This is a genomic window from Pseudomonas sp. G1002 (assembly GCF_013385455.1).
GTDB lineage: Bacteria > Pseudomonadota > Gammaproteobacteria > Pseudomonadales > Pseudomonadaceae > Aquipseudomonas.
Map to the genome: position 1 here is coordinate 133807 of NZ_JACAPY010000027.1, position 24560 is coordinate 158366.

Annotated in this window: 21 protein-coding genes; 12 read left to right on the forward strand and 9 right to left on the reverse strand. The window is 61.3% G+C overall.

The genetic code is table 11. The features are described 5' to 3' along the window. Positions 1–10: 10 nt before the first annotated feature. The 5 genes from HX801_RS14845 to HX801_RS14865 form a co-directional block, all read right to left on the reverse strand. Entirely contained in the window at positions 11–1231 is a 1221-nt protein-coding gene (locus HX801_RS14845) for an electron transfer flavoprotein subunit alpha/FixB family protein (RefSeq protein ID WP_177022307.1), read from the reverse strand. Then, positions 1231–3171: a dimethylglycine demethylation protein DgcB gene (gene dgcB, locus HX801_RS14850; RefSeq protein ID WP_177022308.1), complete on the reverse strand. Its 1941-nt coding sequence runs from the start codon at positions 3169–3171 to the stop codon at positions 1231–1233. The genes HX801_RS14845 and dgcB overlap by 1 nt, the downstream gene beginning before the upstream one ends. Positions 3172–3329: 158 nt before the next feature. Further along, a complete protein-coding gene (dgcA, locus tag HX801_RS14855; protein ID WP_087694764.1) occupies positions 3330–5390 on the reverse strand; it encodes a dimethylglycine demethylation protein DgcA in 2061 nt (686 codons plus the stop codon). Between the two features lie 15 nt (positions 5391–5405). After that, positions 5406–5936, reverse strand: coding sequence for a DUF5943 domain-containing protein (locus HX801_RS14860; protein ID WP_008430647.1), 531 nt, complete (start codon positions 5934–5936; stop codon positions 5406–5408). Positions 5937–6012: 76 nt separating this feature from the next. Next, entirely contained in the window at positions 6013–6990 is a 978-nt protein-coding gene (locus tag HX801_RS14865) for a dipeptidase (protein ID WP_003216932.1), read from the reverse strand. A 219-nt stretch (positions 6991–7209) separates the two neighbouring features. On the opposite strand from HX801_RS14865, the gene HX801_RS14870 reads away from it, so the two are divergent. Then, the gene (locus tag HX801_RS14870; RefSeq protein WP_076017818.1) at positions 7210–7611 is read left to right on the forward strand and encodes a lysozyme inhibitor LprI family protein; all 402 of its coding nucleotides are present in this window, start codon (positions 7210–7212) and stop codon (positions 7609–7611) included. 42 nt (positions 7612–7653) lie between these two features. Next, positions 7654–8070, forward strand: a complete 417-nt coding sequence (locus HX801_RS14875) for a DUF3010 family protein (protein WP_102604375.1) — start codon at positions 7654–7656, stop codon at positions 8068–8070. A gap of 138 nt (positions 8071–8208) precedes the next feature. Here HX801_RS14875 and HX801_RS14880 read toward each other — a convergent pair whose 3' ends face one another. Further along, positions 8209–9153 (reverse strand): GlxA family transcriptional regulator, encoded by a 945-nt coding sequence (locus HX801_RS14880; RefSeq protein WP_003216927.1) that lies wholly within the window; start codon positions 9151–9153, stop codon positions 8209–8211. 193 nt (positions 9154–9346) lie between these two features. Here HX801_RS14880 and HX801_RS14885 point away from each other — a divergent pair, with 193 nt between their 5' ends. The 6 genes from HX801_RS14885 to HX801_RS14910 all read left to right on the forward strand — a co-directional run bounded on the left by HX801_RS14885 (position 9347) and on the right by HX801_RS14910 (position 14800). Then, complete coding sequence (locus HX801_RS14885) at positions 9347–10291, forward strand: choline ABC transporter substrate-binding protein (RefSeq protein WP_017476439.1); 945 nt, start codon at positions 9347–9349, stop codon at positions 10289–10291. A gap of 87 nt (positions 10292–10378) precedes the next feature. After that, the gene (locus tag HX801_RS14890) at positions 10379–11266 is read left to right on the forward strand and encodes a 3-keto-5-aminohexanoate cleavage protein (protein ID WP_003216924.1); all 888 of its coding nucleotides are present in this window, start codon (positions 10379–10381) and stop codon (positions 11264–11266) included. A 160-nt stretch (positions 11267–11426) separates the two neighbouring features. Further along, on the forward strand, positions 11427–12392 hold the full coding sequence (locus tag HX801_RS14895) for an L-carnitine dehydrogenase (protein ID WP_177022309.1): 966 nt from the start codon (positions 11427–11429) through the stop codon (positions 12390–12392). Between the two features lie 118 nt (positions 12393–12510). Then, positions 12511–12987: a thioesterase family protein gene (locus HX801_RS14900; RefSeq protein ID WP_008430629.1), complete on the forward strand. Its 477-nt coding sequence runs from the start codon at positions 12511–12513 to the stop codon at positions 12985–12987. A 9-nt stretch (positions 12988–12996) separates the two neighbouring features. Next, positions 12997–14157, forward strand: a complete 1161-nt coding sequence (locus HX801_RS14905) for a gamma-butyrobetaine dioxygenase (RefSeq protein WP_008430627.1) — start codon at positions 12997–12999, stop codon at positions 14155–14157. 379 nt (positions 14158–14536) lie between these two features. Further along, positions 14537–14800: a hypothetical protein gene (locus HX801_RS14910; RefSeq protein ID WP_003216918.1), complete on the forward strand. Its 264-nt coding sequence runs from the start codon at positions 14537–14539 to the stop codon at positions 14798–14800. Between the two features lie 107 nt (positions 14801–14907). Here HX801_RS14910 and HX801_RS14915 read toward each other — a convergent pair whose 3' ends face one another. Further along, positions 14908–16011, reverse strand: a complete 1104-nt coding sequence (locus HX801_RS14915) for a GlxA family transcriptional regulator (RefSeq protein ID WP_003216915.1) — start codon at positions 16009–16011, stop codon at positions 14908–14910. A 531-nt stretch (positions 16012–16542) separates the two neighbouring features. After that, on the reverse strand, positions 16543–17919 hold the full coding sequence (locus tag HX801_RS14920) for an L-serine ammonia-lyase (RefSeq protein ID WP_008434038.1): 1377 nt from the start codon (positions 17917–17919) through the stop codon (positions 16543–16545). A 436-nt stretch (positions 17920–18355) separates the two neighbouring features. Here HX801_RS14920 and HX801_RS14925 point away from each other — a divergent pair, with 436 nt between their 5' ends. From HX801_RS14925 to choV, 3 genes are all read left to right on the forward strand, one after another. Next, positions 18356–19303 carry a choline ABC transporter substrate-binding protein gene (locus HX801_RS14925; RefSeq protein ID WP_003216912.1) on the forward strand — a complete coding sequence of 316 codons (948 nt, stop codon included), beginning with the start codon at positions 18356–18358 and terminating at the stop codon, positions 19301–19303. 67 nt (positions 19304–19370) lie between these two features. Further along, a complete protein-coding gene (choW, locus tag HX801_RS14930) occupies positions 19371–20216 on the forward strand; it encodes a choline ABC transporter permease subunit (protein ID WP_003216909.1) in 846 nt (281 codons plus the stop codon). Beyond that, complete coding sequence (gene choV / locus HX801_RS14935) at positions 20213–21391, forward strand: choline ABC transporter ATP-binding protein (protein WP_003216907.1); 1179 nt, start codon at positions 20213–20215, stop codon at positions 21389–21391. The genes choW and choV overlap by 4 nt, the downstream gene beginning before the upstream one ends. A gap of 258 nt (positions 21392–21649) precedes the next feature. Here choV and HX801_RS14940 read toward each other — a convergent pair whose 3' ends face one another. Beyond that, positions 21650–23584: a BCCT family transporter gene (locus HX801_RS14940; protein ID WP_236260840.1), complete on the reverse strand. Its 1935-nt coding sequence runs from the start codon at positions 23582–23584 to the stop codon at positions 21650–21652. A 376-nt stretch (positions 23585–23960) separates the two neighbouring features. Here HX801_RS14940 and betI point away from each other — a divergent pair, with 376 nt between their 5' ends. Next, positions 23961–24554, forward strand: a complete 594-nt coding sequence (gene betI / locus HX801_RS14945; RefSeq protein WP_003216902.1) for a transcriptional regulator BetI — start codon at positions 23961–23963, stop codon at positions 24552–24554. The last annotated feature ends 6 nt before the right edge of the window (positions 24555–24560 follow it).

Here is a 24560-nt window from a genome sequence, read left to right on the forward strand (position 1 = left end):
GGCCATTTCCTTAAGCCGCATCGCGCTTGGCGCCGTGGCGGTAGGCCTCGACCGCAACGATCAAGGCTTGCAGTATCGCGGCGCTTTCGCCGATCACCGACAGGTCGGCACGCTTGATCATGTCGCAGCCCGAGTCGAGGTTGATCGCCACCACCTTGTCGCAGGCACCAATGCCTTGAAGGTGCTGGATCGCCCCGGAAATCCCCACCGCCACGTAAACCCGTGCAGTGACCCATGTGCCGCTGGCGCCCACCTGGCGATCGCGCGCCATGAAGCCGTCGTCCACCGCCACCCGCGAAGCACCTTCGGTAGCGCCCAACGCGGCAGCAGTCTGGTGGAACAGCGCCCAGTCCTTGACCCCGTTGCCACCGGAGAAAATAAATTCGGCTTCGGCCATGGGAATCGCCGCCGGGTCCACGGCCACCGCACCCAAATCTTCGATACGCGCAAGGCTGCGGGCCAGGCTTGTGGATAACTCCACCGGCAGCACTTCGTGACGGGTTTCGCTGACGGGATCGGCGCACTCCGCCGCAGCCAGGATCATCCGTGGCAGTGGGCGGGCAAGATCCTCCTGACCCGCGCCTGCACGGCCAATACATTCCTGGCCCTTGATCTGCCAGACCCGCGTGGCCGGGCGCTCCTTGAGGCTGGCGGCAAAGCGCCGCCCCAATTCACCACCGCCGCTGCGGCTGTCCGGCAGCAACCAGTGGCGCGGGTTGAACTGGTTATCCACAGCCCGCAGGCCGTGAACCCGTTGCTCCGGTGAATAACCGTCGAACTCATGCCCGTCCAACACCAGCAGCCGATCCACACCGGCGGTGGCGAAGGCGTTTTCCTTGTGTTCGCCGAACACTACGGCCAATACCGCACCGTCGTCGCCGGCCAGCTGCCGGGCCAGGCCCAGCAAGTCGCGGTCGTGGCTGCTCAGGCGGCCGCCGACCATGTCCGGCACCACGTTGATGTAGAAAGCGGGCGCCGGTACCTGATGCAGCGGCAACTGCACTTCCACCGCTGCCGTACGCTTGGCCGCGCCGCCCTGCTGGGCGCCGCTGCGGTCAATACGCTTGATGCCGTTGGGGCCGATAAAGCCGACACCGTGCACGTTCTTGCGGATGACCCCATTGGGCCCCATCCAGCTGTGTTGCACCGGCTGCATCGCCGCGTGCAGCGGGTGCAGGCGGTTACGGGCGATCCATTCGGCCCGTGGGTCGCGGCGAATAATGTCGCTCATCAATGCACCTCCGCAGGTTCGCGTTTCGGCGCCTTGGCCGGTGCCGCGTCTTCAAGCAACGCGTCAGCTACCAGTTCGGCAATGTCCTTGATCAAGGGACGCGGTTCGACCACGCCTTCCAGCATCGCCGTGCACTGTGGACAACCCACGGCCACCAGTTCGGCACCGGTCTCGCGGATGTCTTCCATGCGCATGTCGGGAATCCGCTGCTTGCCGGGAATATCGGTGATCGGCGCCCCGCCACCGCCACCGCAGCAGCGCGAGCGGAAACCGGAGCGCTGCATTTCCTTGACCTCGATCCCCAGCGCCCGCAGCACTTGGCGCGGTGCCTCGTACTCACCGTTGTAGCGGCCCAGGTAGCACGGGTCGTGATAGGTCACGCTGTTGCCTTTGTGCTGGCCCAGGTTCAGGGCGCCGGCGTCGATCAGTTCGGCCATGTAGGTGCTGTGGTGCTGCACCAGGTAGTTGCCATCGAAGGCGCCGTATTCGTTTTTCAGCACGTGGAAACTGTGGGGGTCGCAGGTGACGATGCGCTTGAAGCTGTACTTGGCCAGGGTCTGGATATTGCGTGCGGCCAGCAGCTGGAAAGTCGCTTCATCGCCCAGGCGCCGGGCCACGTCGCCGCTGTCGCGCTCCTCAAGGCCCAGTACGGCGAAGTCGACCTTGGCGGCTTTCAGCACTTTGACGAACGAGCGCAGGGTGCGCTGGTTGCGCATGTCGAAGGCACCGTCGCCGACCCAGAACAGCACGTCGACGGTTTTCCTGTCGCTGAGCAAGGGCAGGTTCAAATCCGCCGCCCAGTTCATCCGCCCGCCCGGTGCGAAACCGCCCGGGTTGTCGGTGGCGATCAGGTTTTCCAGGACTTCGGCGCCCTTGTTCGGGGTCGCGCCTTTTTCCAGGGTGAGGTGGCGGCGCATGTCGACGATGGCGTCCACGTGCTCGATCATCATCGGGCACTCTTCCACGCAGGCGCGGCAAGTGGTGCACGACCACAGGGTCTCGGCGTCCACCAGGCCATTGACGATTGGCTGGTGCGGGTTGCCGCTGTGTTCGCCGATGGCTTTGCCAGGATACGGGCTGCCGGCGAACTTGGCGTCGGTGCCACCGGCCAGGCCGACGACCATGTCCTGGATAAGTTTTTTCGGGTTCAGTGGCTGGCCGGCGGCGAACGCCGGGCACGCGGCTTCGCACTTGCCGCACTGCACGCAGGCGTCGAAGCCGAGCAGTTGGTTCCAGGTGAAATCCACCGGTTTTTCCACGCCCAGGGGCGCGCTTTTATCCGCGAGGTCCAGGGGTTTCAAACCGGTGGAACGGCCGCCGCCGAAGCGTTCGGCGCGGCGGTGCCAGGCCAGGTGCAGGGCACCGGCGAAGGCGTGTTTCATCGGCCCGCCCCAGGTCATGCCGAAGAACATTTCCGACACGCCCCACAGCACGCCCAGGCTCAGCAGCGCGGCGAGCAGCCAGCCGCCGAAGTCCGCCGGCAGAATCCCGGCCACCGGCAAGGTCACCAGGAAGAAGCTCACCGAGAACGCCATCAGGCTTTTCGGCAGGCGCATCCACGGGCCTTTCGACAGGCGTGCAGGCGGGTTGCAACGGCGCAGGTAGACGAAGGTGGCGCCGACAAACATCAGCACCGAAGCCAACAGCAAGGCGTAGCCGAGGATGCGGTTATGCAGGCCGAAACCGTGCACCAGGATCGCCAGCAGCGCCGAGAGCACAAAGCCCAGGGCGGTGGCGACGTGGGTGTTGGCGATGTATTTGTCGCGGGCGACCACATGGTGCAGGTCGACCATGTAGCGCTTGGGCATGGCCAACAGGCCGCCGAGCAAGTCGACCTTGGAGGACCGGCCGCGGCGCCACATGTTCACCCGGCGCAGCGCGCCGAGGACGGCAAGGCCCAGGGCGGCGAAGAGCAGGATGGGAAGAAGGGTGTTCAACATGGTGAAGCTCCCGAAGACCACACAGGTCTACTGTGAAACTGGCCCGAAATGTGGGAGCGGGCTTGCTCGCGAAGGCAGCGTGTCAGTCGATGCATCCAGTGGCTGACACACCGCTTTCGCGAGCAAGCCCGCTCCCACATTTGACCGAGTACACCTCGTCAGAAATCCTTGCACAGGCGCAGGGCGTCATAGATGGCCGCGTGGGTATTACGCTGGGCCACGCAGTCACCAATGCGGAACAGCAAGTACCCCTCGCCCGGCTCGCTCAGGCACGGCTGCGGCTTGATCGCGAACAGGGCCTCGATGTCCATCTGGCCCTTGTTGCGCGAGCCTGCCTTGAGCCCGTAGTAGAGCTCTTCGTCCGGACGCACGCCGTTCTCGACCACCACCTGGTCCACCACCCGCTCTTCCCTGGCCCCGGTGTATTCGTTCTCCAGCACCGCCACCAGCTTGTCGCCTTCGCGGTAGACCTTTTCCAGCATCATGTCGCCGGTCATGATCACTTCCTTGGGGTACATGCTGCGGTAGTACGTCGGGAACGACGTACCGCCCACGGCCACGCCCGGCTTGATGTCGTCGGTGACGATCTCGACCTGGCTGCCCTTGTCCGCGAGGAAGTCGGCCACCGACATGCCGGTGAACTCGCAGATGGTGTCGTACACCAGCACGTTCTTGCCAGGTAGAACCTTGCCGTCGAGCACGTCCCAGCTGCTGACCACCAGGCCTTCAGCCGCGCCCCAGTGTTCGTTTTGCTCCAGGAACGGATGACCGCCCACCGCCAGCACCACCACGTCCGGGCGCAGGTCGAGGATGGTCGCCGCGTCCGCCGCCACACCCAGGCGCAGGTCGACGTTCAGGCGCGCCAGTTCCAACTGGAACCAGCGGGTGATCCCGGCAATCTGGTCACGCTGCGGGGCTTTCGATGCAGTGGTGATTTGCCCGCCGATAAATTCTTTCTTCTCGAACAACGTCACGTCGTGGCCACGTTCGGCAGCCACCCGCGCCGCTTCCATCCCGGCCGGGCCGGCACCCACCACCACGACTTTGCGTTTTGGCCCGGTGGATTTCTCGATGATGTGCGGCACGCCCATGTATTCACGGGAAGTGGCGGCGTTCTGGATGCACAGCACGTCCAGGCCCTGGTACTGGCGGTCGATGCAGTAGTTGGCGCCGACGCACTGTTTGATCTGGTCGATCTGGCCCATCTTGATCTTGGCGATCAGGTGCGGGTCGGCGATGTGGGCGCGGGTCATGCCGACCATGTCCACGTAGCCGCCTTCCAGGATGCGCGTGGCCTGGTTCGGGTCCTTGATGTTCTGCGCGTGCAGCACCGGGGCCTTGACCACTTCCTTGATGCCGGCCGCCAGGTGCAGGAACGGCTCCGGTGGATAACTCATGTTCGGGATAACGTTGGCCAGGGTGTTGTGGGTGTCGCACCCCGAGCCGACAACGCCGATGAAGTCGAGCATGCCGGTGTCGTCGTAGTACTTGGCGATCTGTTTCATGTCCTCGTGGGACAGGCCGTCCGGATGGAATTCGTCGCCGCACAAACGGATGCCGACGCAGAAATCCGGGCCGACTTCCTTGCGTACCGCCTTCAACACCTCAAGGCCGAAACGCATGCGGTTTTCGAAGCTGCCGCCCCATTCGTCAGTACGTTTGTTGACCCGAGGGCTCCAGAACTGGTCGATCATGTGCTGGTGCACCGCCGACAGCTCCACACCGTCCAGGCCACCGGCCTTGGCCCGTGCCGCAGCGGTAGCGTAGTTGCCGATCACCCGCCAGATTTCTTCAGGCTCGATGGTCTTGCAGGTGGCGCGGTGCACCGGCTCGCGGATGCCCGAGGGCGACAGCAGCGTGGGCCAATGCTCGCCGTCCCAGCGCGAGCGACGGCCCATGTGGGTAATCTGGATCATGATCTTGGCGCCATGCTTGTGCATGGCATCGGCCAGGTTCTGGAAGTGCGGGATGATCCGGTCATCCGCCAGGTTCACCGACTTCCACCAGCCTTGCGGGCTGTCGATGGCGACACTGGAAGAACCGCCGCAGATCGCCAGGCCGATCCCGCCCTTGGCTTTCTCTTCGTAGTACTTCACATAGCGGTCGGTGGTCATGCCGCCGTCGGTGGCATACACCTCGGCGTGGGCGGTACTGAGCACGCGGTTGCGGATGGTCAGTTTGCCGATCTGGATCGGCGCAAACATTGCTTCGAAAGCCATGGCAGGGTCCTCGACTTACAACGGCTTGACGGTGAACAGGCCGTCGTCGTGGCCCTCTTCGGAGCCGCCGTATACCTGTTCCGCAACGGTGCGGATCTTGCTGCCGCGGGCTTCGAGAATCTGGTCCATCGCGCCGGCAAACCAGCCGGTGAACATGTAGTCGACCTTGCGCCCGACCTTGCCGTACACGTAGACGAATGCCGAGTGCTCGAGCTTGACGCTGGCCGTGCCTTTATCGAGGTCGATGTCCTGGATCTTGAACAGGCCCCAGCCGCGCTGCGACAGGCGCTTCATGTAGTGCTCGAACACTGCGACGCCTTCCAGGCCATGGCATTCAGCTTCTTTTTCACACCAGTGCCAGGCGGATTTGTAGCCGGCCTTGTAGAGGATTTCGGCGTAGGCCTCGCTGCCCAGGACTTCTTCGATCCCCATGTGATTATTGACGAAGAAATGGCGCGGCACGTACAGCATCGGCAGGGCGTCGGAGGTCCAGACACCGGTTTCGCTGTCGACTTCGATAGGCAATTGAGGGGCGATCTTGGCCATGGAAACTTAACTCCGGAAAATGCTTTGGTAAGCCCCCGACGCATAAGGTTGGGGGAAAAGAGGCGTGAGTGGTGGCTTATTCGCCCCAGACGTCCTTCAGGACGTTGACCCAGTTTTCGCCCATGATCTTGCGCACCACGCGCTCGGGATGGCCGCGCTTGAGCAGGGTCTCGGTGAGGTTCGGGAACTCGCCCACGGTGCGGATGCCCAGCGGGTTGATGATCTTGCCGAAGCTGGTCAGGCGGCGGGCGTAGCCCTTGTCGTGGGTCAGCATTTCGAAGAAATCCTGGCCATGGCCCTGGGTGAAGTCGGTGCCGATGCCGATGGCGTCTTCGCCCACGATGTTCATGGTGTACTCGATGGCTTCGGCGTAGTCGTCGATGGTCGAGTCGATGCCCTTGGCCAGGAACGGCGCGAACATGGTCACGCCGACAAAGCCACCGTGGTCGGCGATGAACTTCAGCTCTTCATCGGACTTGTTGCGCGGGTGCTCTTTGAGGCCTGAAGGCAGGCAGTGGGAGTAGCACACCGGCTTTTTCGATTCGAGGATGACTTCTTCGGAGGTCTTGGAGCCCACGTGTGACAGGTCGCACATGATGCCGACGCGGTTCATCTCGGCGACGACCTCGCGACCGAAGCCCGACAGGCCGCCATCGCGCTCATAGCAGCCGGTGCCCACCAGGTTCTGGGTGTTGTAGCACATCTGCACCACGCCAACCCCGAGCTGCTTGAAGATCTCGACGTAGCCGAGCTGGTCTTCAAACGCGTGGGCGTTCTGGAAGCCGAAGATGATGCCGGTCTTGCCCTGTTCCTTGGCGCGACGGATATCGGCGGTGGTTTTCACCGGGATCACCAGGTCGCTGTTTTCGCGAATCAGGGTCTGGCTGGCCACGATGTTGTTAATGGTGGCCTGGAACCCTTCCCATACCGACACGGTGCAGTTGGCAGCGGTGAGGCCACCCTTGCGCATGTCTTCGAACAGGTCGCGGTTCCACTTGGCAATGATCAGCCCGTCGATAACGATGCTGTCGGCGTGCAATTCGGCTGGGCTCATCAGGCGTCCCCTTATTGGCGATTCATGCGCCGAATCGTCTGCCGGCGCTTTGGGGCCAGCATATGCCCCGGGGCAGAAGGAGCCGGGTGCAAAAACGACAAGGGAATTGCCGAAAGCGTCAATCCGCGACAAAGGCCAACATGACATCTCTGACGGGTGTCTGTTCTTTGTCTTACGCTTGAGCCAGAATTTGCTCATCAACTGATATGAGACGGCGCAATGAAATCGATTTTCCTGGCTTTGGCACTCATCGCAACCGGCGTACACGCCGCTGAAGACACCGACAGCACGCCCTGCGATGGCATCGAGAACGACAAGCAAACCCTGGAATGCGCCACCTACAACAAAACCACCGCCGAACAACTGCTCAAGGATAACTACCAGGGCTTGCTGGAACGCATGGGTTCGACCTATGGCAGCAACAAGACGCAGCTGGCGGACATTACCGCTCGTCTGAAGGATGCCCAGCAGAAGTGGGAAAAGTTACGGGATGCGGATTGCGCCGTAGATACCTTCCCGGCAGTGGCGGGAAGCAAGGAATATGCAATCCAGCAGAATGATTGTCTGGCGCGGATGAGTGATGAACGGTCGGAGTTTTTGGAGTCGATTGGGCAGGAATAAGCGACAATCCCCTCCACTCTTTACTCAGAACCAAGGCTATTCATGACAATCTGCGGCATCGAAATCAAAGGCAGCGAAGCCATTATTGCTGTCGCCTCTCTCGACGGTCAGGCATTGGGCCACGTCGCTCTGGCCACCAAGAAAATCGCCCTTGAAGACGATGATGAGGCGGCCAACGTCAAGGCCTTCGCCGCTCAGGTCAGCGCGTTTGTGCGGGAAAACGGCATCAGCCGCATCGCCATCAAGAAGCGCAGCAAGAAAGGCGAATTCGCCGGTGGCCCGACCACGTTCAAGATTGAAGGTGTGTTTCAGTTGCTGGAGGGCGTTGAAGTGACGCTGCTGTCGCCGCAGACCATCAATGCGCAGAACAAGAAACACGACTTTGCCCTGCCGGCGACGCTGAACAAGTATCAGCATGAGGCTTACAAGGCCGCGTGTTCAGCCCTGCTGAAGAAATAAGCTACATCGCACATCCCCTGTGGGAGCGGGCTTGCTCGCGAATGCGGTGTGTCAGTCAATACATGTAACGACTGATCCACCGCATTCGCGAGCAAGCCCGCTCCCACATTTGATCTGCATTGTTCTCAAGAGCGGTGTTCATACCGCTTCCCGGCGCCGATCTTCCCTTGGGCACTTGGCAAACCTTGCCCGGTAGCTGCGGGTGAAATACGACGGCGATTCAAACCCGCAGGCGATGCTCACCTCCAGCACGCTCAGGTCGCTCTGGCGCAATAGCTGCCGGGCCTTCTCCAGGCGCAAGCCCAGGTAGAAGTTGCTCGGTGTGTCGTTCAGGTGCAGCCGAAACAAGCGCTCCAACTGCCGTCGCGTGACCTTGATCGCCTCCGCCAGCGCCAGTGTGCTCAACGGCGGTTCCGTGTGCTGTTCCATCTCCCCAATCACCTGCACCAACTTCTTGTTGTTGATGCCGTAGCGCGTGGCGATCTGCATGCGTTGGTGGTCTTTGCGCGGGCGGATGCGGCCGAGCACGAATTGCTCGGACACCTGGATCGCCAACTCTGGCCCGTGAGCCTGGCTGATCAGGTCGAGCATCAGGTCGATGGACGCGGTGCCGCCCGCCGAGGTGATGCGCCGGCGGTCGATCTCGAACAGCTCCTGGGTTACTGTCAGCTGTGGATAAGATTCCTTGAAGGCGTCGATGGCTTCCCAGTGCAGGGTCAGGCGGTGGCCGTCGAGCAGGCCGGCTTCGGCGAGTACGCAGGCGCCAGTGTCGATGGCGCCCAGGGTCACGCCGTCGTGGTCAAGGCGACGCAGCCAGTGTTCCAGTGCGGGCGTGGCGAACTTCAGCGGTTCGAAGCCGGCCACCACCAGTAAGGTCGAGCCTTTCTTCAGCGGCTCCAGCGCGGCGTCGGCGTTGACCGACATGCCATTGCTCGCCAGCACCGCGCCGCCGTCGGCGCTCAAGACGTGCCAACGGTACAGCTCGCCGCGAAAACGATTGGCGACACGTAAAGGTTCGATCGCGGAGATAAAGCCGATGGCGGAGAAGCCCGGCATCAGCAGAAAGTAGAAATCCTGGGACATGGAGCGCTCTCGTAGGACGGACAGCGTGGTCACTGTGATACGCCAGTTCAATCGGTCATTCAAGGGGGCAGGTCGCTGCAGTGCAAGAGCTGGTCGCCGCCGTGCGTTTTGTCGGGGACCAAGCTGCGTAACTTGGCTGCACGGTGCACAAAGACGCCGGAACCCACAATAACAACCTGCCGAGGGAACCACCATGAACCGACTGATCAGCCGCTGCGTGCTCGCACTCAGCGCCAGCGCCATTTTGAGCACCAATGTCATGGCAGCCGATGCGGCTTCTTGCCAGAACGTGCGCATGGGCGTGGTGAACTGGACCGACGTAATCGCCACCAGTGCCATGACTCAAGTGTTGCTCGACGGCCTCGGCTACAAGACCAAACAGACCAGCGCGTCCCAGCAAATCATCTTTGCCGGGATTCGCGACCAGCGCCTGGACATGTTCCTGGGCTACTGGAACCCGCTGATGACCCAGACCATCACCCCGTTTGTCGAGGCCAAGCAGGTCAAGGTGCTCGACAAGCCGTCCCTGGAAGACGCCCGCGCTACGTTGGCGGTGCCGACTTACCTGGCCGACAAGGGCCTGAAGACCTTCGCCGACATCGCCAAGTTTGAAAAAGAACTGGGCGGCAAGATCTACGGTATTGAACCAGGCTCGGGCGCCAACACCCAGATCAAGGCGATGATCGCCAAGAATCAGTTTGGCCTGGGCAAGTTCCAACTGGTGGAATCCAGCGAGGCCGGCATGCTCGCCGCCGTCGACCGCGCCGTGCGCCGCAAGGAGGCCGTGGTGTTCTTCGGCTGGGCGCCGCACCCGATGAACGTCAACGTGGCGATGACTTACCTCACCGGCAGTGATGACGCGCTGGGCCCGAACGAAGGCATGGCCACCGTGTGGTCCGTCACCTCGCCGACCTACGCCGAGCAATGCCCCAACGTGCACAAGTTGCTCAGCAACCTGACCTTCACCGCCGCCGACGAGAGCCGAATGATGCAGCCGCTGCTGGATCACAAGGACGCTTTCGAGTCGGCCAGGCAATGGCTCAAGGATCACCCGCAAGACCAGCAGCGCTGGCTGGAAGGCGTGACCACCTTCGACGGCAAACCCGCCGCAGCCAACCTGCAATTGACCAGCAAATAACCTGTCTTGAATCACCGTTTCGCAGCCGCTCCCGACTGCGAACGGTATGACTACGCCTGAAAATCACGCCTGTAAGGAACCTGCCTCATGAACCACGACGTCATCATCACCTGCGCACTCACCGGTGCTGGCGACACGACCGCCAGAAGCCCTCACGTGCCGGTCACTCCGAAACAAATCGCTGCCGCGGCGGTGGAAGCGGCCAAGGCCGGTGCCACCGTGGTGCATTGCCACGTACGTGACCCCGAGACCGGCAAGTTCAGCCGCGACGTGGCGCTGTACCGCGAAGTGATGGAGCGCATCCGCGAGGCGGACGTCGACATCATCGTCAACCTCACCGCCGGCATGGGTGGCGACCTGGAAATCGGTGGCGGCGAGAACCCCATGGAATTCGGGCCCAACACCGACCTGGTGGGCCCGCTGACCCGCCTGGCCCATGTGGAAGAGCTGCTGCCGGAAATCTGCACCCTGGACTGTGGCACCCTGAATTTCGGCGATGGCGACACCATTTACGTCTCCACCCCGGCCCAGCTGCGGGCTGGCGCCAAACGTATTCAAGAGCTGGGCGTAAAAGCCGAGCTGGAAATTTTCGACACCGGCCACCTGTGGTTCGCCAAGCAGATGATCAAGGAAGGCTTGCTCGACAACCCGTTGTTCCAACTGTGCCTGGGCATCCCGTGGGGCGCGCCGGCCGACACCACCACCATGAAGGCGATGGTCGACAACCTGCCGGCAGACGCGGTGTGGGCCGGCTTCGGGATTGGTCGCATGCAGATGCCGATGGCGGCGCAAGCGGTGCTGCTGGGCGGCAATGTGCGGGTCGGCCTGGAAGACAACCTGTGGCTGGACAAGGGCGTGCTGGCGACCAACGGCCAGTTGGTGGAACGCGCCAGCGAGATCCTCAGCCGCCTGGGTGCGCGGGTCATGACCCCGGCCGAAGGCCGCGTGAAGATGGGCCTGACCAAGCGCGGCTAAAACACACTGCACGACGCCCTGCAGGAACCGAATCAAATGTGGGAGCGGGCTTGCTCGCGAATGCGGTGGATCAGCCACCGAATGCATCAACTGAAAGCCCGCTCCCACATTTTGATCTTGGCTCTCACACAGAATCACCGAACTCTCTTAGGAATTTGCCATGAGCTTTATCACTGAAATCAAAACCTTCGCAGCGCTGGGCAGCGGCGTTATCGGCAGTGGCTGGGTATCCCGCGCACTGGCTCACGGCCTGGATGTGGTGGCCTGGGACCCGGCGCCTGGTGCCGAAGCGGCCCTGCGCAAACGTGTCGCGAATGCCTGGGGCGCACTCGAGAAACAAGGCCTTGCACCCGGCGCCTCGCAAGATCGCCTGCGCTTTGTGGCCACCATTGAAGAGTGCGTGAAAGACGCCGACTTCATCCAGGAAAGCGCCCCGGAACGCCTGGAATTGAAGCTGGAGTTACACAGCAAAATCAGCGCGGCGGCCAAGCCGAACGCGTTGATTGGTTCGAGTACTTCGGGGTTGTTGCCGAGCGAGTTTTATGAAGGCTCCACGCACCCGGAACGTTGCGTGGTGGGGCATCCGTTCAACCCGGTTTACCTGTTGCCGCTGGTGGAAGTGGTAGGCGGCAAAAACACTGCGCCGGAAGCGATTCAGGCAGCAATCAAAGTGTACGAATCCCTCGGCATGCGCCCTTTGCATGTGCGTAAGGAAGTGCCCGGTTTTATCGCTGACCGGCTGCTGGAAGCCCTGTGGCGTGAGGCGTTGCACCTGGTGAACGATGGTGTGGCAACCACCGGCGAGATCGATGATGCGATTCGCTTTGGCGCCGGTTTGCGCTGGTCGTTCATGGGGACGTTCCTGACCTATACGCTGGCGGGCGGTGATGCCGGGATGCGCCACTTCATGGCGCAGTTCGGCCCGGCCTTGCAGCTGCCGTGGACCTATCTGCCGGCGCCGGAATTGACCGACAAATTGATTGACGACGTGGTGGACGGCACCAGCGATCAGTTGGGCAAGCACAGCATTTCGGCGCTGGAGCGCTATCGTGATGATTGCCTGCTGGCGGTGCTGGACGCGGTGAAGACCACCAAGGAAAAACACGGTATGACCTTCGCCGAATAACCGCTGTTGATTTTCTGTGGGAGCTGGCTTGCCTGCGATAGCGATGTTGGATTCACCGCCGCCATCGCAGGCAAGCCAGCTCCCACATTTGACCGAGTACATACCCGGAATTCATGACATGCCCGCACTCACCACCTACACCACCAAAATCCTCCCCGAGTGGGTCGACTACAACGGCCACCTGCGCGATGCGTTCTACCTGCTGATTTTCAGCTACGCCACCGATGCGCTGATGGACACCCTGGGCCTGGACAGCGAAAACCGCGAAGCCAGCGGCCACTCGCTGTTCACCCTGGAGTTGCACCTCAACTACCTGCACGAAGTGAAACTGGGCGCCGCCGTCGAGGTACACACCCAACTCATCGCCCACGACCGCAAGCGCCTGCACCTCTATCACAGCCTGCACCTGGTGGGCGACGAAAAGGAGCTGGCGGGCAACGAACAGATGCTGCTCCACGTCGACCTCGCCGGGCCGCACTCGGCGCCATTCAGTGAAGCGGTGCTGGGCAAGCTTGCCAGCATCAGCGCCGAACAAACCGACCTGCCGAAGCCCGCCCTGCTCGGCCGCGTGATTGGACTGCCACCCCAAAAATAAGGAATCGCCATGCAAACCGCCGCCGCTGTTGCCGACTTCCGTACTTACCCACTGATCAGTGACCTGGCCGATGTGCAGGTGCACGGCGATCACCTCAGTGTGCGATGGGCCGATGGGCGGGTCAGCCCGTTTCATCACCAGTGGCTGCGGGACAACTGCCCGTGCCCTGTTTGCGTCTACAGCGTGACCCGTGAACAGGTGCTGGAAATCGTCGATGTGGACGAACACCTCACGGCCCTCAGTGCACGTATCGACCAGGGTCTGCTGACAGTGGAATGGAGCGGCGGGCATCGCAGCCAATACGATCCCGGATGGTTGCGGGCGCACGCCTACGACGATGAGTCCCGCGCCGAACGCCGGGCTGCCAAACCGAAATCCCTGCTGTGGGACCGTACGTTCGAGCTGCCCGTATTCGACTACGCAGCGCTGATGGAAGACCCGAAAGCCCTGCTGCAATGGCTGCTGGCCCTGCGTGACAGCGGCCTCACCCAAGTGCGCGGTGTGCCCACCGAACCTGGCTCGCTGGCGCTGATCGCCAAGCGCATTTCGTTCATCCGCGAGAGCAACTTCGGCGTGCTGTTCAACGTACAGTCCAAGGCCGATGCCGACAGCAACGCCTACACGGCATTCAACCTGCCGCTGCACAGTGATTTGCCGACGCGGGAGCTGCAACCCGGGCTGCAGTTCTTGCATTGCCTGGTGAACGACGCCGACGGGGGCGAGAGTATTTTTGTCGATGGTTTTGCGATTGCGCGGGCGCTGCGGGACGAAGATCCGGAAGCCTTTCGCGCGTTGTGCGAGATCCCGGTGGAGTTTCGCAACAAGGACCGTCACAGCGACTATCGCCGGCTGGCGCCGATCATCGCTCTGGATGCCTTGGGTGAAGTCGCCGAGATTCGCATGGCCAACTTTCTGCGCGGGCCGTTTGAGGCGCCTGCAGAGCAGATGCCGTTGCTCTATCGCGCCTATCGCCGGTTTATTGCGATGACCCGGGAAGAGCGTTTTCGGCTGGTCAAACGTCTGAATCCGGGCGAGCTGTGGTGCTTTGATAATCGCCGGACCCTGCATGCGCGCAATGCGTTTGATCCGGCGTCCGGCGCGCGACATTTCCAGGGCTGCTATATCGATCGGGATGAGTTGTTGTCGCGGATATTGGTGTTGCAGCGGTAGACCGAGGCTCCCCCTTCGCGAGCAAGCCCGCTCCCACATTTGACCGAGTTCCTCCTGAAAAAACGCGGTCAAATGTGGAATCGGGCTTGCTCGCGAAGGGGCCAGCAGCTTCACCTCAAATTTCAGCTCAAAAAAAGCCCCGATCCAGCCGTGACAGGATCGGGGCAGAGTGCTTTGTGTGAGCTGAGCATCCCGAGGGTGACCAAACCTTCAAGCTGCTTGCTTGATGCCAGTGTGCACACTCCCCTGCCTTGCGAGTTAGCCGAAAACGACCTGTTCATAGGTGTGCCGGACATTCATGCATTCAGGCCTTGCCGACTCGGTGATGGCCTACCAGAATCGACTTCAATCCCCCGCTCCCCTAACAAGGATTAACGTCATGATGCACGCGGATTTGATTGACCAGGATGACCTGCTGGGCCAGCTGCGGTCGTTGGGTTTCGAGGTGTCCAGCGGCGCTACCGCCGAGCAGGCTTGCGAGTGTGCGGTGCGCGGCTTGAGCGCGGCGCGGGCCAAGGCGCTCAAGGGTATGGTTGAGCAGATGTACACCGGCAGCGCGACGATCTTGCCGGCGGTGAGGCAGGCGATCGACAAGCAGTTGTTGCCGGCGCTGGTGCAATTTCGGCAGAACTCTGGCGCCTGATATACCGCATTCGCGAGCAAGCCCGCTCCCACATTCGACCGCGTTCCTACTGAAAAAACGCGGTCAAGTGTGGGAGCGGGCTTGCTCGCGAATGCAGGCGACTCGGTCTAAAGCCTTACACTCGCGAAAGTCGACTCATTCCTGGCCTGGCTCAACGCCGACAACGGCCCGGACAACGGTGACAACACCAGCGCCTGCGGAATCGGCATCATCGCCACCTGCTGCGTGGTGTTGGAACCCACACGCTCATCCCGCGGCGGAATGCCGAAGTATTCGCGGTAGCACTTGGAGAAGTGCGGCGTGGAGACAAACCCGCACACCGACGCCACTTCGATGATCGACATCGGCGTTTGCTTGAGCAACTGCCGCGCACGGATCAGGCGCAACTTGAGGTAGTAGCGCGACGGCGAACAGTGCAGGTATTTCTGGAACAACCGCTCCAGTTGACGCCGGGAAACCGCGACGTACACCGCCAGTTCATCGAGGTCGATCGGCTCTTCCAGGTTGGCCTCCATCAGCGCGACGATTTCCTGCAACTTCGGCTGGTTGGTGCCAAGCATGTGCTTGAGCGGCACGCGCTGGTGATCCTGTTCGTTGCGGATGCGCTCGTACACAAACATCTCGGAGATCGCCGCCGACAACTCACGGCCGTGGTCGCGGCTGATCAGGTGCAGCATCATGTCCAGCGGCGCGGTGCCGCCGGAGCTGGTGAAGCGGTTGCGGTCGAGGGTGAACAGGCGTGTGCTCATGGCCACGCGGGGAAAGGCTTCCTGCATCGACGCCAGGCATTCCCAGTGCACGCTGCAATCGAACCCGTCCAGCAGGCCGGCGCAGGCCAGGGCCCAGCTGCCGGTGCACACCGCGCCAAGGCGACGGGATTGGCGCGCCTGGCTTTGCAGCCACGACACATGTTCACGGGTCACGGTGCGCTGGATACCCACGCCGCCACAGACGATCACGGTGTCCAGGGCCGGGGCTTTGTGCATGGAAGCATCGGGGGTGATTTGCAGACCGTCGCTGGCCCACACTTGGTTTCCGTCCACACTCAACGTCGTCCAGCGATACAGCTCGCGGCCGGAGAGTTGGTTGGCCATGCGCAGGGGTTCGACTGCGGAGGCCAGGGAAATCAGCGTGAAATTGTCCAGCAGCAAAAAGCCGATGGATTGAGGCGCACGGTTCTGGGGTTGAGCCCCGGAGTTGAACGACGTCATCGCGGTATCTCCTCACACAAAGCGGGTGATGGCCTCAGGCGAGGCTCTTGTTATTGCGCTCATCGCCTTAAGGAAACTCCTATGGCGAGAGGCTTTGTATTGATAGAGCAAATGCCATGCCTAAAGTTGAATGCGTATTCAATAACTCCTGAAAACGACCTCATGACGTGTCTATATAAGCCCGCGCATGGAGTGGGGGATATGACCCAGAAAAGACGTGAGAGAACGCAGGCTCAAGGTGTGTGAGCAGATCGGTAGCACTTGTGGGAAGGGAGAGAAACGACGTGGGAAAAGTCTGTCACCACAAGCACGGGTGACCGATGGTCATGAGGGGAAATCGTTCGGGAGCTACTTATCTAATTGCGACGCGCTAAAAGGTGGCGCTTGTGGGTGTCGGTGTTCACTTTATGAGCAGTGTTGCTCTTCTGTGGCGAGGGAGCTTGCTCCCGCTGGAGTGCGAAGCGCTCCCAAGATTTTGGGGCCGCTACGCAGCCCAGCGGGAGCAAGCTCCCTCGCCACATAAAAGCTGGATCAACACTCCACCGCACTCACCGCCAACCCACCCCGCGATGTTTCCTTGTACTTGTCATGCATATCCGCCCCGGTATCGCGCATGGTGCGGATCACCCGGTCCAGCGAGATGAAGTGCTGGCCATCCCCCCGCAGCGCCATCTGCGCCGCGTTGATCGCCTTCACCGCGGCAATCGCATTACGCTCGATGCACGGCACCTGCACCAGCCCGCCTACCGGGTCGCAGGTCAGGCCGAGGTTGTGTTCCAGGCCAATCTCCGCCGCGTTGCACAATTGCTCCGGCGTCGCACCGAGGATCTCCGCCAACCCCGCCGCCGCCATGGCGCACGCCGAGCCGACTTCACCCTGGCAGCCGACTTCGGCACCCGAGATCGACGCGTTCTTCTTACACAGGATGCCCACCGCCGCTGCGCCGAGGAAATAGTCGACCACGTTGGCTTCGGTCACTTCTTCGCTGAACTTCATGAAGTAGTGCAGCACCGCCGGGATGATCCCCGCCGCGCCGTTGGTCGGTGCCGTGACCATGCGCCCGCCGGCGGCGTTTTCTTCATTCACCGCGAGGGCGAACAGGTTGACCCATTCCATCGCGCTCAAGGTCGAGCCGATCACGTTCGGCTTGCCCAGCTCCTGCAAGCTGCGGTGCAACTTGGCTGCACGGCGCCTTACATTGAGGCCGCCGGGAAGGATGCCTTCGTGCTTTAGGCCTTGCTCCACGCAATCCTGCATGGCGCGCCAAAGCTTCATCAGGCCGCTGCGGATTTCTTCTTCCGAGCGCCAGGTTTTTTCGTTCGCCAACATCAGCTCAGCGACCCGCAGGTTGTGGGTCTTGCACAGCTGCAGCAGTTCCACCGCACTGGAAAAATCATAGGGCAGCTCGGTGCGGTCCATGTCCGCCACCCCGCTGTTGGCCTGGGCTTCATCCACCACGAATCCGCCGCCCACCGAGTAGTAGGTGTCGCGGTGCAGCTCGCCGTTATCACCGAACACCACCAGGGTCATGGCATTAGGGTGGAACGGCAGGTTTTCGTCGATCAGGCGCATGTCCCGCGCCCATAAGAAAGGCACCGGCAAACGTGCGTCCAGCAGCAGGGTGTTGGTCTCGCGCAGGGTTTCGATGCGGATGCCGATCTGTGACGGATCGATCGCGTCCGGCCACTCGCCCATCAGGCCCATGATCACCGCGTTGTCGCTGCCGTGACCGATGCCCGTGGCCGATAAGGAGCCATACAGCTGAACTTCGACGCGCCTGACTTGTTCCAACACATCACGTTCACGTAATCCTTGAACGAACAACGCCGCGGCGCGCATGGGGCCGACGGTGTGAGAACTCGAAGGCCCAATGCCGATCTTGAACAGGTCGAAAACGCTGATAGCCATTGCCGTGAAACTCCTCGATGAGCACAGGCCAGGCGCACATAACGCCTGGTGACGGAGCTGCTACGCTCATGTCGCAATCCGCCCAGATGCGGCCATCATCAAGCTTTTGCTGGCGCTCACGGCGTCTCACACCGACGTACCCATGCTCATCAGCGCCGCTGTTGTGGAAGGCGACGTTTTGGCCGTTTTTTGCGGTGCAGATCGGTAAAAAGTGCAGTTTTGCCGTGGAAAAAATCTGTAAGCGACGTCACCGACACTGGATACGACCATCCCTGTACTGGATACGACGCCCCCTGTAGGCGTCAGATTTTCACTGGTACATGATCAGTCTCGACTCGTTTGCACAGTTGCGTGGCAGAGCTGTGCCGCACGCCCAACCGCAACACCTATAAGCGCGGTGTTATTGCCGCCAGAAAAACACCAGGAGTCCACCCCCATGAAAGGTTCCCCGTCGTTGTTGTTGGCCGCCATGCTGAGTCTGCCAGTCGTGGCTCACGCTGCAGAACCGGCGCAATGCCAGACCGTCAACTTCTCCGATGTCGGCTGGACCGACATCACCGTCACCACGGCCACCACCAGCGAAGTCCTCAAGGGCCTCGGCTACAAACCCCGCACCACGATGATTTCAGTACCAGTGACCTACAAGTCCCTGGCCGACGGCAAGAACATGGACATCTTCCTCGGCAACTGGATGCCGACCATGGAAAACGACATCAAGCAGTACCGTGATGCCGGCACCGTGGAAACCGTGCGCGCCAACCTGGAAAACGCCAAGTACACCCTGGCCGTACCGGAAGCGCTGTACAACAAGGGCCTGAAAGACTTCGCCGACATCGTCAAATTCAAGGATGAGCTGGGCGGCAAGATCTACGGGATCGAGCCGGGCAACGACGGCAACCGGACCATCCAGACCCTCATCGACAAGGACGCTTTCGGCCTGAAAACCGCCGGCTTCAAAGTGGTCGAATCCAGCGAAGCCGGGATGCTTTCGCAGGTGGAACGCGCCACCAAGCGCGACCAGGCCATCGTGTTCCTCGGCTGGGAACCGCACCCGATGAACACCCGCTTCAAGATGAAGTACCTGACCGGGGGTGATGATTCATTCGGCCCCAACTACGGCCAGGCCACCATCTACACCAACGTCCGCAAGGGCTACACCCAGGAATGCAGCAACGTGGGCCAGTTGCTGAAAAACCTGTCGTTCACCCTGAACATGGAAAGCACCCTGATGGGTAATGTCCTGGACGACAAAATGAAGCCTGACGCCGCCGCCAAGGCATGGCTGAAGAAGAACCCGCAAGTGCTCGACACCTGGCTCGCCGGTGTCACCACGGTCGATGGCAAACCAGGATTGGAGGCCGTCAAAGCTTACCTCGCCAAGTAACCGCTGACCCCGGGCCGGTACGCTGGCCCGGGATGTTTTTCCTCTTCGCATGTGGACATTCACTACCATGCTGACTGAACATAAAATCCCGCTAGGCCAGTACATCGCTGCCTTCGTTGAGTGGTTGACCCAACACGGGGCCGCCTACTTCGACGCAATCGCATCGACCCTGGAAACGATGATCCACGGCGTGACGTTCGCGCTGACCTGGTTCAATCCACTGGCATTGATCGGTCTGATTGCGCTGCTCGCTCACTTCATTCAACGCAAATGGGGCCTGACCGTTTTTGTCATCGCCTCCTTCCTGCTGATCCTCAACCTGGGGTACTGGCAGGAAACCATGGAGACCCTGGCGCAAGTGCTGTTCGCCACCCTGGTCTGCGTGGTGATCGGGGTGCCGCTGGGCATTGTTGCCGCGCACAAACCGATGTTCTACACCCTGATGCGGCCGGTGCTCGATCTGATGCAGACCGTACCGACCTTCGTCTACCTCATCCCTACCCTGACCCTCTTCGGGCTGGGTGTGGTGCCCGGGCTGATTTCCACGGTGGTGTTTGCGATTGCCGCGCCTATCCGTCTGACTTACCTGGGTATCCGTGATGTGCCGCAAGAGTTGATGGACGCCGGCAAGGCCTTTGGCTGCTCGCGCCGTCAGTTGCTCTCGCGGATCGAACTGCCCCACGCCATGCCGAGCATCGCCGCCGGCATTACCCAATGCATCATGCTGTCGTTGTCGATGGTGGTGATCGCGGCCCTGGTGGGCGCCGACGGCCTCGGCAAACCGGTGGTCAACGCGCTGAACACCGCCGACATCGCCCTGGGCTTTGAAGCCGGCCTGGCGATCGTACTGCTGGCCATCATGCTCGACCGCATCTGCAAACAACCCGACGCCAAAGTAGGGGGTGATGCATGAGCATTATCCGATTCGAAAATGTCGACGTGATCTTCTCCAAAGACCCACGCGAGGCGCTCAAGCTGCTGGACCAGGGCATGACGCGCAACGAGATCCTGAAAAAGACCGGGCAGATTGTCGGCGTTGAAAACGCCAGCCTGGATGTCGAGAAAGGCGAGATCTGCGTGCTGATGGGCCTGTCCGGCTCGGGCAAGTCGAGCTTGTTGCGCTGCATCAATGGCTTGAACACCGTCAGCCGCGGCAAGCTGTTTGTGGAGCATGAAGGTCGCCAGATCGACATCGCATCCTGCACCCCCGCCGAGCTGAAAATGATGCGCACCCAGCGCATCGCCATGGTGTTCCAGAAGTTCGCCCTGATGCCCTGGCTGACGGTGCGCGAGAACATCAGCTTCGGCCTGGAGATGCAGGGCCGCCCGGAAAAAGAACGACGCAAGCTGGTGGATGACAAGCTGGAACTGGTGGGCCTGTCGCAGTGGCGCAACAAGAAGCCCGACGAGCTTTCCGGTGGCATGCAGCAGCGTGTCGGCCTGGCCCGCGCATTGGCGATGGACGCCGATATCCTGTTGATGGACGAACCCTTCTCGGCACTCGACCCGCTGATCCGCCAGGGCTTGCAGGATGAGTTGCTGGAGCTGCAACGCAAGCTGAGCAAGACCATCGTATTCGTGAGCCATGACCTGGATGAGGCGCTGAAACTCGGCAGCCGCATCGCGATCATGAAAGACGGGCGGATCATCCAGTACAGCGTGCCGGAAGAGATCGTGCTGAACCCGGCGGATGACTATGTGCGGACCTTCGTGGCCCACACCAACCCGCTGAATGTGCTGTGTGGCCGCAGCCTTATGCGCACGGTGGATAACTGCACCCACGTCAACGGCTCCATCAGCCTGGACCCGGGCGGTGACTCGTGGCTGGACCTGGCCGAAGGCAACACCATCAAGGGCGCGCGGCAGAACGGTTCGGTGCTGAACCTGCAGAACTGGGCACCGGGGCAATCGGTGGAGGGCCTGGGCCGGATGCCGACGCTGGTGGATTCGAATATCGGGATGCGTGAGGCGTTGCAGATTCGGTATCAGACAGGGAACAAGCTGGTGCTGCAGGACAACAACAAGGTGGTGGGGATTCTGGGTGACAGCGAGCTCTATCACGCCCTCTTGGGCAAGAACCTGGGCTAACAGACACCGCAAAAAAAATGTGGGAGCGGGCTTGCTCGCGAATGCGGTGTATCAGTGTCAGATGTACTGACTGACACTGCGCATTCGCGAGCAAGCCCGCTCCCACATTTTGCTCAGGTGGTGTCAGTTTTGATCGTTCCCACGCTCTGCGTGGGAATGCCGCAATGGACGCTCTGCGTCCGCTCTTGAAATCGTGACGCGGAGCGTCACAGGATGCGTTCCCACGCGCAGCGTGGGAACGATCATCATCACCAACCTTTAGCTATAGACACGGCCAAGGAGCTGCCGATGGCTTTCAAACTGATCGAGCACGTCCCGGGTGATCTGCTCCTGGGTGAAGCCCATCAGGTCGTATTCCTGAGGCCCGTTGTGCAGGTAAACCTCGGCGCGGTAGTAGCGCGTGCGTTCTTCCTCGGGCAAGTCGTTCGGTGCCGACGAATAAGCATCCAGGCTGACCTCGTAGACAAACGGATTGCCCTCTTGCATCTCGATGCGCACACCAATGCAGCGCTTGGATTTGCCCAGCAGGGTCTGCACTTCCAGCCCCTGGTCACGCAACGCAGTCGCCGCTTCTTCCAGCGCCGGCGTGACGTGCTTGTCCATAAAGCGTTGCACGGTACCCTGGCTCGGTTGCAGGTCCAGGGCAGTCAAACGCTCGCTGAAACCACGCCGACCACGCTCGGCCAACTGCGCCTGCTCCAACTCGATCGCCACGTCCTGGCGCATCGCCTTGTGCAGGCCGAACATGAAGAACACCAGCACCACCGAGAACGGCAAGCCCGCCAGCACCACCATGGTTTGCATGGCTTCGAAGTTACCGGCGAACAGCAGGCCGATGGTCACCAGGGTGATCACCGCCGACCAGAAAATCCGCAGCCAGTGCGGCGCATCTTCGTCAACGTTGCCGCCCTTGCAGGACAGGTTCGCCATCATCACCGCGCCGGAATCCGCCGGGGTCAGGAACAGTACGAAGCCCACGAAGATCGACACACCGATGACGATTTTCGACGCCGGGTAATGCTCAAGCAGTTGGTAGATCGCCATGGACGGCTGTTCCAGCGCCGTCTTGCCCAACTCCACCGCGCCATGGTTCACCACCAGGTCCAGGGCCGAGTTGCCGAAGATCGACAGCCACGCCAGGGTGAAGCCCAGCGGGATCAGCAGCACGCCGGCCACCAGTTCACGCACCGTGCGACCACGGGAAATACGCGCGATGAACATGCCCACGAATGGCGCCCAGGAAATCCACCAGGCCCAGTAGAACAGGGTCCACAGGCCCATCCAGCGTTCGGTCTTGTCGGCGTCGCCTTCGTACACGTACAGGTCGAAGGTCTTCAGCACGATGCCGTTCATGTAGTCGCCGATGTTCTGCACGAAGCCGTTGAGCAGGTGCAGGGTCGGGCCGAACAGCAGCACGAAAATCAGCAGGCCGCTGAACAGCACGATGTTCAGGTTGGACAGGCGGCGAATGCCGTTCTCCACACCCGACACGGCGGCAATAGTCGCCACGGTGCTCATCACGATGATCACGATCAGCAGGTTGGTGTTGCTGTGCTGCATGCCGAACAGGTTTTCCAACCCGGAGGACACTTGCATCGAACCAATCCCCAGGTTCGTCACCAGGCCCAGCAGCGTTACGAACATGCCGAAGCCGTCTACCGCGTGACCGGCCGCGCCTTTGACCCAACGCTCGCCCACCAGCGGGTACAGCGCCGAGCGCAGGGCCAGCGGCTGGTTATGACGGTAGGCAAAGTACGCCACGGCCAGGCCGACCAGTGCGTAGATCGCCCAGCCGTGCAGGCCCCAGTGCAGGAACGTCAACTGCAACGCCTGGCGTGCAGCTTCGCCGGTGGCCGATGCGCCTTCAGGCGGGTTGAAGTAGTGGTCCAGGGGCTCGGAGGCGCCGAAGTACAGCAGCGAGATGCCGATGCCCGACGAGAAGAGCATGCCGGCCCAGGCGCCGTAGCTGAAGTCCGGGGTGTCGTCCTTGCTGCCCAGTTTCAATTTGCCATAGGACGAAAACGCCAGGCCCACCACAAACACCAGGTAGGCGGCGATCACGACCATGTAGTACCAGCCAAAGCTTTTCGACAACCAAGCTTGGGCCACACCGAGCATCCTGCCGGCTTCCTGCGGGGCGATGATCAGAATCGCGGTCAACAACAGAATCAGCGCGGTGGAGGTGTAGAACACCCAACCGTTGACCCGCACCTTTTCTGGCGGGGTCTTTATAAGAGAGGCAGAACTCATGGCACAGATGCTCCGGGCAGTGCAGAGAAACACAAGGCAACGCTTGACCCGAGCCATCGATTTTTCGGCAGTCGACGGACGGGTGTATAAAGACACCCCGAAAAACCATAAACCCCCGGCGAACCGCTGTGCCGGGCTGTTTCATGGGTTTTCCCGATGTCAGGTGGCGCCACATGCACGTAGGAAATACCTGTAGGCAGCGACCATTTGTCGCAGATCTTATTCTTTGTTGATTGAACGTTCAATCAAAACAAAATAGACTGGCCCTCAAGCCGACGGACGTTTATCGCCCGTTGGCAGGCCTAAGGAGAGGTGCACGATGCCCAAGGTCGGTATGCAACCCATACGCCGCCAGCAGTTGATCGAAGCCACATTGACGGCCGTCGATCAGGTCGGAATGGGGGATGCCAGCATTGCGCTGATCGCCCGTCTGGCCGGCGTCTCGAATGGCATCATCAGTCACTATTTTCAGGACAAGAATGGCCTGATCGCCGCCACGATGCGGTACCTGATGAACGTGCTGATCGAGAACGTCACCGAGCGCCGGTTGGCGCTGAAAGATGACAGCCCGCGGGCCCATCTTCAGGTGATCATCGAAGGCAACTTCGACGCCAGCCAAGTCAACGGCCCGGCTATGAAAACCTGGCTGGCCTTCTGGGCCACCAGCATGCACCACCCGTCATTGCACAGGCTGCAGCGGATCAACGATCACCGTCTGTATTCCAACCTGTGTTGCCAGTTCCGCCGAGCGTTGCCGTTGCCCGAGGCACGCAGCGCAGCCCGAGGCCTGGCGGCCCTGATCGACGGTTTGTGGTTGCGCGGCGCCCTGTCGGGAGACGCTTTCGACACGGAGCAGGCGCAACGGATCGCTTACGAATACATGGATTTCCAATTGGCCAAGCAGGTGAGTTAGAGCACA

Coding starts and splice junctions, on each gene's coding strand:
- dgcA (WP_087694764.1), bottom strand. CDS start 5,390: ATGGCTTTCGAAGCAATGTTTGCGCCGATCCAGATCGGCAAACTGACC.
- HX801_RS14885 (WP_017476439.1), top strand. CDS start 9,347: ATGAACCGACTGATCAGCCGCTGCGTGCTCGCACTCAGCGCCAGCGCC.
- HX801_RS14880 (WP_003216927.1), bottom strand. CDS start 9,153: ATGTCCCAGGATTTCTACTTTCTGCTGATGCCGGGCTTCTCCGCCATC.
- choW (WP_003216909.1), top strand. CDS start 19,371: ATGCTGACTGAACATAAAATCCCGCTAGGCCAGTACATCGCTGCCTTC.
- betI (WP_003216902.1), top strand. CDS start 23,961: ATGCCCAAGGTCGGTATGCAACCCATACGCCGCCAGCAGTTGATCGAA.
- HX801_RS14915 (WP_003216915.1), bottom strand. CDS start 16,011: ATGACGTCGTTCAACTCCGGGGCTCAACCCCAGAACCGTGCGCCTCAA.
- HX801_RS14860 (WP_008430647.1), bottom strand. CDS start 5,936: ATGGCCAAGATCGCCCCTCAATTGCCTATCGAAGTCGACAGCGAAACC.
- HX801_RS14870 (WP_076017818.1), top strand. CDS start 7,210: ATGAAATCGATTTTCCTGGCTTTGGCACTCATCGCAACCGGCGTACAC.
- HX801_RS14910 (WP_003216918.1), top strand. CDS start 14,537: ATGATGCACGCGGATTTGATTGACCAGGATGACCTGCTGGGCCAGCTG.
- HX801_RS14925 (WP_003216912.1), top strand. CDS start 18,356: ATGAAAGGTTCCCCGTCGTTGTTGTTGGCCGCCATGCTGAGTCTGCCA.
- HX801_RS14895 (WP_177022309.1), top strand. CDS start 11,427: ATGAGCTTTATCACTGAAATCAAAACCTTCGCAGCGCTGGGCAGCGGC.
- HX801_RS14875 (WP_102604375.1), top strand. CDS start 7,654: ATGACAATCTGCGGCATCGAAATCAAAGGCAGCGAAGCCATTATTGCT.
- HX801_RS14865 (WP_003216932.1), bottom strand. CDS start 6,990: ATGAGCCCAGCCGAATTGCACGCCGACAGCATCGTTATCGACGGGCTG.
- HX801_RS14845 (WP_177022307.1), bottom strand. CDS start 1,231: ATGAGCGACATTATTCGCCGCGACCCACGGGCCGAATGGATCGCCCGT.
- HX801_RS14890 (WP_003216924.1), top strand. CDS start 10,379: ATGAACCACGACGTCATCATCACCTGCGCACTCACCGGTGCTGGCGAC.
- choV (WP_003216907.1), top strand. CDS start 20,213: ATGAGCATTATCCGATTCGAAAATGTCGACGTGATCTTCTCCAAAGAC.
- HX801_RS14900 (WP_008430629.1), top strand. CDS start 12,511: ATGCCCGCACTCACCACCTACACCACCAAAATCCTCCCCGAGTGGGTC.
- HX801_RS14905 (WP_008430627.1), top strand. CDS start 12,997: ATGCAAACCGCCGCCGCTGTTGCCGACTTCCGTACTTACCCACTGATC.
- dgcB (WP_177022308.1), bottom strand. CDS start 3,171: ATGTTGAACACCCTTCTTCCCATCCTGCTCTTCGCCGCCCTGGGCCTT.
- HX801_RS14920 (WP_008434038.1), bottom strand. CDS start 17,919: ATGGCTATCAGCGTTTTCGACCTGTTCAAGATCGGCATTGGGCCTTCG.